Annotated in this window: 11 protein-coding genes; all 11 read right to left on the reverse strand. The window is 68.8% G+C overall.

The genetic code is table 11. The annotated features are described in order from the left end of the window. Positions 1-8 precede the first annotated feature (8 nt). Complete coding sequence (locus tag QE373_RS15630) at positions 9-788, reverse strand: hypothetical protein (protein ID WP_309688204.1); 780 nt, start codon at positions 786-788, stop codon at positions 9-11. Then, positions 778-1,530 carry a type II secretion system protein GspM gene (gene gspM / locus QE373_RS15635; protein WP_309688207.1) on the reverse strand — a complete coding sequence of 251 codons (753 nt, stop codon included), beginning with the start codon at positions 1,528-1,530 and terminating at the stop codon, positions 778-780. Before gspM ends, QE373_RS15630 begins: the two co-directional genes overlap by 11 nt. Continuing rightward, complete coding sequence (locus tag QE373_RS15640) at positions 1,505-2,659, reverse strand: PilN domain-containing protein (protein ID WP_309688210.1); 1,155 nt, start codon at positions 2,657-2,659, stop codon at positions 1,505-1,507. Before QE373_RS15640 ends, gspM begins: the two co-directional genes overlap by 26 nt. Further along, positions 2,656-3,534, reverse strand: coding sequence for a type II secretion system protein GspK (locus tag QE373_RS15645; RefSeq protein WP_309688214.1), 879 nt, complete (start codon positions 3,532-3,534; stop codon positions 2,656-2,658). Before QE373_RS15645 ends, QE373_RS15640 begins: the two co-directional genes overlap by 4 nt. Further along, a complete protein-coding gene (locus QE373_RS15650) occupies positions 3,531-4,163 on the reverse strand; it encodes a prepilin-type N-terminal cleavage/methylation domain-containing protein (RefSeq protein ID WP_309688216.1) in 633 nt (210 codons plus the stop codon). The genes QE373_RS15645 and QE373_RS15650 overlap by 4 nt, the downstream gene beginning before the upstream one ends. Next, entirely contained in the window at positions 4,160-4,612 is a 453-nt protein-coding gene (locus QE373_RS15655; RefSeq protein ID WP_309688219.1) for a prepilin-type N-terminal cleavage/methylation domain-containing protein, read from the reverse strand. The genes QE373_RS15650 and QE373_RS15655 overlap by 4 nt, the downstream gene beginning before the upstream one ends. After that, the gene (locus QE373_RS15660; protein ID WP_057508339.1) at positions 4,609-5,103 is read right to left on the reverse strand and encodes a GspH/FimT family pseudopilin; all 495 of its coding nucleotides are present in this window, start codon (positions 5,101-5,103) and stop codon (positions 4,609-4,611) included. Before QE373_RS15660 ends, QE373_RS15655 begins: the two co-directional genes overlap by 4 nt. Positions 5,104-5,122: 19 nt before the next feature. Further along, positions 5,123-5,557 (reverse strand): type II secretion system major pseudopilin GspG, encoded by a 435-nt coding sequence (gene gspG, locus QE373_RS15665; RefSeq protein WP_309688225.1) that lies wholly within the window; start codon positions 5,555-5,557, stop codon positions 5,123-5,125. 33 nt (positions 5,558-5,590) lie between these two features. Then, positions 5,591-6,811 (reverse strand): type II secretion system F family protein, encoded by a 1,221-nt coding sequence (locus QE373_RS15670; protein ID WP_309688228.1) that lies wholly within the window; start codon positions 6,809-6,811, stop codon positions 5,591-5,593. Between the two features lie 2 nt (positions 6,812-6,813). After that, on the reverse strand, positions 6,814-8,538 hold the full coding sequence (gspE, locus tag QE373_RS15675) for a type II secretion system ATPase GspE (RefSeq protein WP_309688231.1): 1,725 nt from the start codon (positions 8,536-8,538) through the stop codon (positions 6,814-6,816). Between the two features lie 138 nt (positions 8,539-8,676). After that, complete coding sequence (locus QE373_RS15680; RefSeq protein ID WP_309688234.1) at positions 8,677-10,575, reverse strand: S8 family serine peptidase; 1,899 nt, start codon at positions 10,573-10,575, stop codon at positions 8,677-8,679. Between the last annotated feature and the right edge of the window lie 126 nt (positions 10,576-10,701).

Raw genomic sequence — 10,701 nt, forward strand, 5'->3', positions numbered from 1 at the left:
CTTTCACTCTAAGGGTTGGCAGCGCCGCCGGGGGGCGGCGTCGACTGGCGTTGCTGTTGCTGCTGCAGCTGTTCGCGACGGGCACGGATGCGTTCGCGGATGGCACGCATCTGCTCTTCGCTCGGGCCCTGGTTGGCAGGCCCTTCCTGGGTGGCCGGCGCGGGTGTAGCGCCGGCAGGGAGGGCTGCCGGCGTGGCCTGGCCTGCGCGCGCGCTGGCGGCGGACACCGACGGTGCGGCGGCGAGCGGCCGGATCGGACCGGTGGCACCCGGATTGCGAAGCTGGGTGGGGGGTTGCCCGCCCTGACCGTCGAATACCGCCAGTTCCAGCACCTGCGCACCGTCAGGCCCGAGCACGGTGGCGCGGCGCGGCTCCAGCGCCAGCAGCTGCCAGCCTTCCAGCGCTTCGCCATTCAGGCGCAGGCGCAACGAGCGGTTGTTGTCACCGGACAACGTGGCCATACCGAAGCTGCCGCTGAGCAGTACGCCGGTCAAGCGCAGTGCCCCGCCCGGCGTTGCCTGCGGTTGCCCGCCCAAGCGGAACGGGTGCGGACGGCGGTCTTCGGCAAACACCGGGCGTTCGGTGATGGCGCTGAAGCTGGACGGCGCCAGCATCGGATCCGCCACGACATCGGCAAGCATCGGCAGGCGCGGCGCGGCCACCTCGCTGTTGTCCTCGCCACGGATGTGGGTGCCCACACCGAGCACCGTCGCCAACCACGCGGCGGCGGCCAGCAGGGCAAGCCCGAGCAGGATCGCTCCACGCAGGCTGAAGCGCTCACTCTGCATCGATCTGCTCCGCATCGGCGGGCGGGACGCGGGTGGCATCGTCCTGCCCGCTGGCCGGGGCCGGATCCGCCACCGGGGCGCTCTCTGCCATGGCGGTTTCGCCATCGCCGTCGGCGGTGGCCGCGCCTGCGGCGGCTGCCGCACCGGGATCGACGCTTCCGGGCTGCAGATAGCCGATCAACTCGAACGATACATCCAGGCCGGTGCCGGCTTCATCGGTGGACTGCTGGAAGCGCTGCGCGAGCATGTTGAGGTTTTCCACGAACAACCGCGGGTTTCCGGTTTCCAGGGCATGCAGCACGCTGGCGGTTTCGTCCACGCCGCAGCGCAGCCGCACCTGCAGGGCGACCCGGGTATAGCTGGCCTCGCTGCGGTTGTCCGGCATGGGCGTGCGGTTGCTGACCACGCAGCCGCGGTTGCCCGGGCTGGCAGACAGCACGACGTCCTGCACGCGTGAAGACAACGCGGCCGCAGCCGCTTCGGCGGTGGCTTCGGGCAGGAATCCGGGCCGCTCGCGCAGCGCCTGCTGCACCTGCTGCAGGCGTGCGCTCACTTCCGGTCGCTGGTCGATCTGCACCTGCACGCGGTGCTGGCGCTGCTGCAGTGCGCTGATGTCCTGGTCGATCGCACGCCACGGCACGGTAAAGAAGGGGTGCACCAGCAACAGGTAGACCAGTGCCAGCACGGCCAGCAGCAGGGCCAGCGCCAGCCAGCGGTCACGGGGTGTCGGCTGCATCGGCATCGGCCGCTCCCTCTTTCGTCATGGCAGCAGCGGCGGGAGCGGCAGCACGCAGCTCGGCAGTCAAGGTGAAGCGGTCACGTCCGCCTGCCGTTCCATCAGCCTGCAGCACGCCGGTCAGGTTCACCCGTTGCCACAACGGTGATGCCTGCAGCAGCGGCACCAGCTGGTTGGCCTCGCGGCTCAGGCCGATCAACTGGAGCTGCTGGCCTTCCACGCCGATCTTCTCCAGGAAGCTGCCGTCAGGCAGCTTTCCGCTCAGTTCAGTCCACACCGCCAGCATCGTCGGTCGCTTCGCGCGCTCACCGTCCAGGAAGCGCGCTCCATCCACCAGCGCCTGCAGCCGTGCGCGTTCATCGGCAACGCCACGCGCGTTGCGCGCACTGCGCTCCACGTCCGCACGCAGCGTGTCGGCCGCCTGTTCGCGGTTGTTCAGCAGCTGGCTGCCCGCCAGCAGCAGCATCACCGCCGCTGCGACCGCCATCAGCAGTTCCAGACGCAGCTGGGGGTTGCGCATGTGCCGGCGCAGCAGTGGCGGTAGCAGATTCACCTGCAGCGGGTTGCCGGCGGGATCGATCACGTCGATGCCGCTGACCGCATCGGCCCAGCTGCCCACGGCCTGCTGCCACTGCTCCAGGCGCACCCGCGGCAGCACCACCAGTTCAACGTCCAGCTGGCCGGTGCCGGCATCGCCGAGCAGGCGTACGTCATGGGTCACCTGGTCGGCGGTGAAGGGTGTCTGCCGATCGATCTCGAAGCCCATCACGTCCAGCAGGCGACCCGCTGCGGCAGTGGGAACGCGCAGCGTGCGACGCAGCACCTGTGCGCCATCCAGCAGCCAGTAGCGCGGCAACCGCTGCAGGCGCGGGGGCAGCGCGGCCGCCAGCGCCGTCGCCTGGCAGGGCCAGGCCAGGCTGGCCACGCGCAGGCGCTGGCTGCCGATTTCGCGTTCCAGATGCAGCTGGTCACCCTGCTGCAGCAGCAACAGGCGGGCAGGCGCCCAGCCCAGTGCCCACTGCCAGCGCTCGGGCAACCAGGCCAGCAGCGAGCTGCGCCACCACCGCAGGAAATGGCCGGCACGCGGCGCGATCTGCGCGGTGACCTGCCTGAATCCTTGCTGCCATGCTGTCATTGCGACGCCATTCCCTGCTCCCATTCAAGCACTGTGTAAGCCCGTCCCATCGCCACGTTCCGGGCATTGCGCACCACTGCCCGGCTGGTGGCGATGCGCCCCCGGTCGTCCGTGACCCGACAGTCGATACTATAGGTGCCGCTGCCGGTGGCAATAGAGGCCGGACGCGAAGGATCGTCGGCACCGCTCCATTCCTGTTCGCGCTGGGCCAGTACCAGCGCCGCATCCAGGCCCAGTGCGGTCAGCACCGGCGCGCGGGCGAAACGCGCGTCCGGGCGCGCCTGGCGGCCGTGCAGGGTCAGCATCGGGCGCATCTGCAGGTACAGCGCAGGGGTCATGCCCAGCACCCGCTGCAGCTCCCCCAACGTTTCGAAACGCGCGTTGCGCGGGCCATACGGCAGGCCGGCGGCGACATAGTCGGGCAGCTCGGCACCTCCTCCGGCAGGACTCAGGTCATCGCCATCACGCCAGTCGATGATGGCGCCGGCCAGCTGCGTGGCCTGCGCCTGGGGCACCTCCAGCGCCCGCAGGAAGCCCTCCAGCAGGGCCGGGTCGGCCAGGTTGAGGTTGATCTTGCCGCTTTCGTCCTCGATGCGGATATCCACCTTCGCGCCGTCGTACTGCCAGCGGTACAGCCGGCCATCAGGCTGCCACGGTGGCCGCGCGGGATCGGCGCGCAGCCGCGACATTGCATAGGCCACCCCTGCGTGGCCGATTTCCTGCGCACGGGCGGTGTCGTCCTGCACACGCTGCTGCAGTTGTTCGATCCGCGCGGAAAGGGCGAAGGCGCCGACCAGCGCGGTGAGCAAGGCGATCAGCCACAGCACCAGCACCAGCGCCGCGCCCCGCTGCATGTGCGAACGCGTCGGGGTCATCGCGGCTGCTCCTGGCCGGCGTTTTCAATCGCCACGCGCAGCTCCGGCCACGCTGGGCCGCGCAGCGGCTGCACCTGCACCGCTACCAGCACCGGTGGGCGCCGGGTATCGGGCCAGGCGTCCATCCAATCGCCCATCGCGCCAGTGGTCTCGTCCATGCCACGGTAACGCAGCGTCACCTGGCGCAGGCCATCGGCCAGCAGCTCCGGCGCGCGCGGAGGACGTTCCTGGATCTGCACGCCTCCCTGCACCATCACCAGCCCCAACTGCAGGCGAACGCCCTGCCCGCTGCGCACGACCTGCAGGTCATGCACGTAGGAACCGCCGCGTCCCAGGTACCCCGGAACCTCGGAAACGAAGCGCAGGCGCTGTGCTTCGCCGATGAAATACAGCGGCTCGCGCGCCGGGTCGGCCGGCTCGATGCGGCTGCGCAGGGCCTGGCCCAGCTGCCGCCGCAGCAGCCCCTGAACGGCCCGCATGCGTTCGTTGTCGGCGGCCATCGTCTCGCCGCGCTGGCTGATCGTCATCGCCGAACGCACGGTCACGAAGGCCAACGCCAGCCCGGCCGCCAGCAGGGCGGTGGCCAGCAGCACTTCGATCAGGGTAAAGCCTGCCGCGCGCGGCTTCATGGGCTTGCCTCCAGCGTCGGCGGCAGCAGGCGCAGCGTGCGCCAGCGCAGCTCACCGGCGCGCGGCTGGGTCCATCGCACCTGCAGTTCCAGCTCGACCAGGCGCGGGCCGGCAACGGCCTCGGACCCCGCGGCGGTCGCCGGCGCCGCACGCGGTTCCACGTACGGACGCACCTGCAGTTGCCACTGGTAGCGTCCCTGCTCCCAGCGTCCCTGCTGCCGGCCTTCCTGCAATGGCGATTCGATTCCCACGCCGGTCAACAGCGACTGTGCATGCAGGACCGCCCGGGTGCGGGCGTCGGCCTGCCCCACCTGCCGCGCGGCACCGGACAAGGTGCCCAGCAGCAGGGTCAGTGCGATGGCCAGCAATGCAAATGCCACCAGCACCTCCAGCAGGGTGAAGCCGCGCGCATGGCGGCCCCCCCGCAGCCCCGACCGGGACCGCGTCATTGCACTGCATCCGGACCGGAGCGGACTTCGCCGGTCAGCCAGCCCACATCGATGCGCCATCGGGCATCCCCGCGCTGGATCACGATGCGACCGCCACTGGAGCCGCCATCGGGATGGAATTCAATGGCGCCACGTCCCGCTCCCTGCTGCAGCTGCGCGGCCCCTTCGAAGCTCACCTGCAATGACTCGGGCAACGTGCCACTGCGTCCGCCCGCGCCTTCCCAGCGGCGCGCACGCGGTTCGATGACGAAGCGCTGCACCGATCCCCGCGCGACCGCTTCGGCCCGCGCAAGGCGCAGCTGGCTGGCCAGTTCCTTGCCGGCGTTGCGCAGCTGCGCACCGGCCATGCCACGCGCGAACATGCCACCGGTGACCAGCCCGACCAGCGCGATCAGCGCGATGACCAGCAGCATCTCCAACAGTGACATGCCGCCCACGCGCAGCTGCCGCGTGCGCCGCGGCGACCTGCGCTGGTGGTTCAGCCCGGACATGGACGGCCCTGTTGCTGCATCACTGCTCGTAGCGGATGTCCGCATCGAAACTGGTGCCACCCGGCTTGCCGTCCTTGCCCAGGCTGATCAGGTCGTAATCCTGGCTTTCGCCCGGGGCGCGGTATTCCAGCGGCCGGCCCCACGGATCGTCCAGGTCCGACGCCTTGGCATACGGTCCCATCCATCCATTGACGCCACTGGGAGCGGTTACCAGTTCATCCAGCTTGCCCGGCAGGCGGTTGGTATCCAGGCGGTAGTTTTCGATCTTGCTGGCGATGGTCTCCACCTTGGCCTTGGCCAGGTTGGCCTTGCCGCGGTCGGCGCCACCCAGCACGCGGCTGGCCACCAGGGTGAGCACCGCGCCGATCAGCACGATGACGATGATGATTTCCAGCAGGCTCATGCCCGACTGCCGGCGAGCGGAGGTGAAAGCTTTCAGGGGACGGTGTCGCATCGTCAGGGGTTCCTTTCCACGGGGAAAACAGGGTCAGCCAATTGCATTGGTCAGGTCGTACATCGGTACCAGCACGGCGATGATCACCAGCCCCACCACCGATGCCAGCACCAGGGTGATCGCCGGCACCATCGCCGACAACATGCGGTCGATGCTGCGTGCGGTTTCCTGCTCGAAGGTGTCGGCGGTCTTCAGCAGCATGGTATCCAGTGCGCCGGATTCCTCGCCGACCTGGATCATCTGCAGCGCCAGGCGGGGGAAGCGCTTGCCACGCGCCAGCGCGGCCGAAAGGCCGTTGCCGTTCTTGACTTCATCGGCCGCCAGGTCGATGTCGGCGGCCAGCGCGCGGTTGCCCAGCACGTTGCGCGCGATGCCCAGCGCGGCCAGCAGCGGCACGCCATTGCGCAGCAGGGTGCCCAGGGTGCGGGCCAGCCGCGCGGTTTCCAGCTTGCCGAGCAGGCCACCGATTCCCTTGCGCTGCAGCAACCAGCCGTCCAGCGCCAGCCGGAACGCGGGCTGCCGCGCCTTGCGTTCGCCCAGCCAGGCCAGCAGCGCCGGCACCACGATGAACAAGATCCAGCCATCGCGCACCAGCAGGCCCAGCTGCAGCACCAGCTGGGTGAACCACGGCAGCGCGACATCCAGGCTTTCGTACATCTGCGCGAACTGCGGCACCACGTAGCCGAGCAGGAACAACAGCGCCCCCCCCACCACCACCAGCAGGATCGCCGGGTAGATCAGTGCATTGACCACCCTGCCCTGCAGCGCGCGGCTGCGCTCCAGGTAGTCGGCCAGGCGCTGCAGCGTGTCGTGCAGGCTGCCGCCGGCTTCACCGGCGCGCACCATGTTGATGTACAGGCGCGAGAACAGTCCGTGCTGGCGTTCCAGCGCACTGGACAGCGATGCGCCGCCGCGCACGGTATCGCGGATTTCGCTGACCACGCGACGCGAGCGTTCGTCTTCCGGCAGGCTCAGCAGGATGGTCAGGGCCCGGTCCAGCGGCTGGCCGGCACCGAGCAGGGTGGACAGCTGCTGGGTGAACTGCAGCAGCGCGGCGCCCTGGAACGGGCGCTGCTTGAACAGGCCACGCAGGCGCCCCGCCTCCAGCCCGCCTTCGCTGGCCAGCCGGGTTTCCATCGGCAGGTGGCCCTGCTCCTGCAGGCGGAGCACCAGTTCGGCCTGGCTGGCCGCTTCCATCTGGCCGTCCACCACTTCGCCCTGCGCATCCAGTGCCTTGTAACGGAACACCGGCATGCTCAGCTTTCCTCGGTGGTGCGCAGGACTTCTTCCAGCGTGGTCTGCCCGGCCAGTGCCTTCAGCAGGCCGTCTTCGTACATGGTGCGCATGCCGCCACTGCGGGCGATGCGTTCGATCTCGCCCATGCCGTCGCGGCGCATCACCGCGCGCCGCAGTTCATCGTTCATGACCAGGAATTCCACGATCGTGGTGCGCCCCAGGTAACCGGTGGGCGCCAACGTCGATGGCCGCGGACGGTACAGGTGGATGGTGCCTTCCGGCTGCAGCCGGCGCAGGTCGAAGCGTTCGATTTCTTCCGGCGAAGCGGGATAGCGTTCGGCATGCGTGGGCTCCAGCCGGCGCACCAGGCGCTGGGCCAGGATGCCGTTGATGGTGGAGGTGAGCAGGTAGTCCTCCACGCCCATGTCGAGCAGGCGGGTGATGCCACCGGCGGCGTTGTTGGTGTGCAGCGTGGACAGCACCAGGTGGCCGGTCAGCGCGGACTGGATCGCGATGCGCGCGGTTTCCAGGTCGCGCATTTCGCCGATCATGATGATGTCCGGATCCTGGCGCACGATGCTGCGCAGCGCATTGGCGAAATCCAGCCCGATCTGCGGCTTGGCCTGGATCTGGTTGATGCCTTCGATCTGGTACTCGACCGGGTCTTCGACGGTGATGATCTTGACGTCGGCGGTGTTGAGCTGGCTCAGCGCGGTGTACAGCGTGGTGGTCTTGCCCGAGCCGGTGGGGCCGGTGACGAGCAGGATGCCGTGCGGTTGTTCCAGCACCTTGCGGAAGGCCGGCAGGAATTCATCGGTGAAGCCCAGGCGCTGGAAATCGAACACCACCGTTTCGCGGTCCAGCAGGCGCATCACCACGCTTTCGCCATGCGCGGTGGGCACGGTGCTGACGCGCAGGTCCAGCTCCTTGCCCTGCACGCGCAGCATGATGCGTCCGTCCTGCGGCAGGCGACGTTCTGCGATGTTCAGCCGCGCCATGATCTTGATGCGGCTGATCACCGCGGCCGTAAGGTTGGACGGCGGGCTCTCCCCGTCGATCAGCACGCCGTCGACGCGGTAGCGCACCTTCAGGCGCGTTTCGAAGGGCTCCACGTGGATGTCCGAGGCGCGCAGCTCCACCGCACGCTGGATGACCAGGTTGACCAGCCGGATCACCGGCGCTTCGGAGGCAAGATCACGCAGGTGCTCGATGTCATCCACCGCGGCGCCTTCGCCATCGGCGGTTTCCACGATCGCCCCCATGGCACTGCGGCCCTGGCCGAACCAGCGTTCGATCTGGTCGTCGATCTCCGCACGCTGGCCAACCCGCGGATGTACCGCCACGCCCATGGCCAGGCTGATCGCCTGGCAGGGATAGGGATCATGTACGTCGGCCTGCCACAGCAGCAGGCCCTGTTCATCCAGCGAAACCGGACAGACATGGAACTGTTTGAGGAAGCGCAGGGTGACCGGCAAGGCGTCGACCAGCGACGGCGGCGGTGTTTCCGGCATCTGTCGCGCGTCCAGCAACGGCACCCCGAGCACCTCGGCGCTGACCTGTGCCTGGTCGCGTTCGGACACCAGCCCCAGCCGCACCAGCAGCGACAGCAGGCTGCCGCCGGATTCGGCGTGCAGGGTGCGGGCGCGGACCAGATCGGCATCCTTCAAGCGCCCGCGCAGCAGCAGCGCGTCGATCAGCGACGTTTCGATGGTGTCCACGTTGACCTGGTCGGCTACTGCGTTCACGAAATGCCTCGCCTGCAATCGTCCAGACTTTAGCAGTTCGCCGTCAGTCACAGCCGTTCAGCACGGGAAAATCTCGATTGCGTCAAATAAAAAGGCCCGCCAGGCGTGCTGGCGGGCCTTCCACGTCAAGACGATGACTTACTGCGTGGCGAGCAGCGAGACACCGGAGAACGCCGCGTCACCGGCCAGCTTCACGTAGTACGTACCTGCTACCGGCGCGGTGATGCGCACGGTTTCGGCATTGCCTGCACGGGTCGACTTGGCGGTGTACACCACGGTCGAAGTACCGGTGTCCGCGCCCACGTGCAGCGACACATTGCCGGTGCCGCCGTAGGTGACGAAGCTGACCGGCTTGCCGGCCGCCGCTACGAAGCTGTAAAGCTTCTCGCTGCCACTGGCACCGGCGATGCCGGCCACGGCGACCTTGTTGGTCAGCGGCGTGGCGGGCGGCGCGCAGTTTTCGGTGCACGGCTCCTTCAGGGCTTCATCCAGCGCGGCCTTGGCGTCGACGATGCCGGTGCCGATCGGCGTGCCGGCCGGGATGGTGACCGGGAACGCGCGGGCGGTCTTCTTCAGCAGCGTCTCCATTTCCGCCGGGGTCAACGGATCGCGGTCGGCATCGGCCAGCGCGCCCTGGACCAGGGCGGCCACGCCGGCGACATGCGGCGATGCCATCGAGGTGCCGGCCATGCCCATGTAGCTGTAGGCACCGGAGGTCGGGGTGGTGGTGCCGTTGTAGCCGGCCTGCCACACGTAGCCACCCGGATTGCCATCGACACCGCCACCGCCGCCCGGTCCGGACAGGTCGACGACCGTACCGAAGTTGGAATAGGAGGCGATGCCGCCGGTGATGCGGCTTGCGCCCACCGCGATCACGTTGCTGCAGCTGGCCGGACGGAAGTTGGCTGCATTGGAGGCCGAGTTGCCGGCTGCCACCACCACGAGGGTGCCGCGCGACACCGCACCGTTGATCGCTTCCTGGTACAGCGGGTCACAGGCCGAGCCGCCACCCAGGCTCATGTTGATGATGTCGGCAGGCGTGGTGTTGGCCGGAACCCCGGCCACCGTGCCACCCGATGCCCAGGTGATCGCGTCGGCGATGTCGGACAGGTAGCCACCGCACTTGCCCAGCACGCGCACCGGCAGCACGCTGGCCTTGTGCGCCACGCCGGCCATGCCGAGCGCGTTGTTGGTTGCTTCGGCAATCGTGCCGGCGACGTGCGTGCCGTGCCACGAGCTGTCGTCGGCCAGCGAGCCGTCGTAGCATTCGTTGTCGTTCTCGACCCAGTCACCCATGTCCAGCGCACCGGGGACGCGCTCATCGGTCGGGCGGCGCGAGGTTTCGGCGTCACTGATGAAATCGTAGCCCGGCAGCAGTGCACCGCTGGCGAAGTCCGGGTGCTGCGGCAGGATGCCGGTGTCCAGCACCGCTACCACCACGCCTTCGCCGGCAGCCACATCCCACGCCGCCGGTGCATTGATGCCACCAGTGGCGCTGTTCAGATGCCACTGGTACTGCGCGTAGTACGGATCGTTCGGCACCAGGGCGGGCGTTGCATCGGCCTGCACGACGGCACGGGCGCGCGCCGGGGTGCCGGCGTCGATGGCATACATGCGTGCATCCGGCACGGCGTACTGCACGGCCGGGTCGGCGCGCAGTTCAGCCAGCACCTTGTCCAGGTCGGCGCTGCCCAAGCGGGTCTTCAGGCGGATCAGGTCGGCACCCACGCCAAGCCTGCGCACGACCTGCGGGCTGAACGCGGCAGCGCGCGCGCTGGCGGTCGAACGGTTGCCGGACAACGTGGCACGCGACAGCGCACCATTGACGACCGCCACCTTGGCAGCGCTGGTGCTCGCCGCGCTGGTGCCGGCCTTGTACTTGACGATGATGCCGTTGGTCGCCTGCTGCTGCGCGGCGGGGACCTGCTGGGGGGCGCTGACCTTCAGGTCGGCGGCCTGGGCCATGCCCGCACCCGTCGTCAGCGACAACACGGCGGCGGCGAGTACGTTGATGCGAAGGTTGTGCTTGTTGATCACGTCGAAATCCTCTTCTGGGTCGATGGTGGAACCAAACCTGCGGCCTTACTCCTTGCAACTACCCCTGGCTGGCCTCGCCAGGGTTGCCGTGACCCGCCCCCTCAGGCTTCACTGGCCGGCGACGAC

Origin of the sequence: Stenotrophomonas sp. SORGH_AS_0321, from assembly GCF_031453215.1 — a bacterium.
In the GTDB taxonomy this organism is placed as follows: domain Bacteria; phylum Pseudomonadota; class Gammaproteobacteria; order Xanthomonadales; family Xanthomonadaceae; genus Stenotrophomonas; species Stenotrophomonas chelatiphaga.

Bases quoted from the DNA above. Each gene is read 5' to 3' on its own strand.
- gspG (WP_309688225.1), bottom strand. From the start codon at position 5,557: ATGCGACACCGTCCCCTGAAAGCTTTCACCTCCGCTCGCCGGCAGTCG.
- QE373_RS15670 (WP_309688228.1), bottom strand. From the start codon at position 6,811: ATGCCGGTGTTCCGTTACAAGGCACTGGATGCGCAGGGCGAAGTGGTG.
- QE373_RS15650 (WP_309688216.1), bottom strand. From the start codon at position 4,163: ATGAAGCCGCGCGCGGCAGGCTTTACCCTGATCGAAGTGCTGCTGGCC.
- gspM (WP_309688207.1), bottom strand. From the start codon at position 1,530: ATGCCGATGCAGCCGACACCCCGTGACCGCTGGCTGGCGCTGGCCCTG.
- QE373_RS15655 (WP_309688219.1), bottom strand. From the start codon at position 4,612: ATGACGCGGTCCCGGTCGGGGCTGCGGGGGGGCCGCCATGCGCGCGGC.
- QE373_RS15660 (WP_057508339.1), bottom strand. From the start codon at position 5,103: ATGTCCGGGCTGAACCACCAGCGCAGGTCGCCGCGGCGCACGCGGCAG.
- QE373_RS15630 (WP_309688204.1), bottom strand. From the start codon at position 788: ATGCAGAGTGAGCGCTTCAGCCTGCGTGGAGCGATCCTGCTCGGGCTT.
- QE373_RS15640 (WP_309688210.1), bottom strand. From the start codon at position 2,659: ATGACAGCATGGCAGCAAGGATTCAGGCAGGTCACCGCGCAGATCGCG.
- QE373_RS15645 (WP_309688214.1), bottom strand. From the start codon at position 3,534: ATGACCCCGACGCGTTCGCACATGCAGCGGGGCGCGGCGCTGGTGCTG.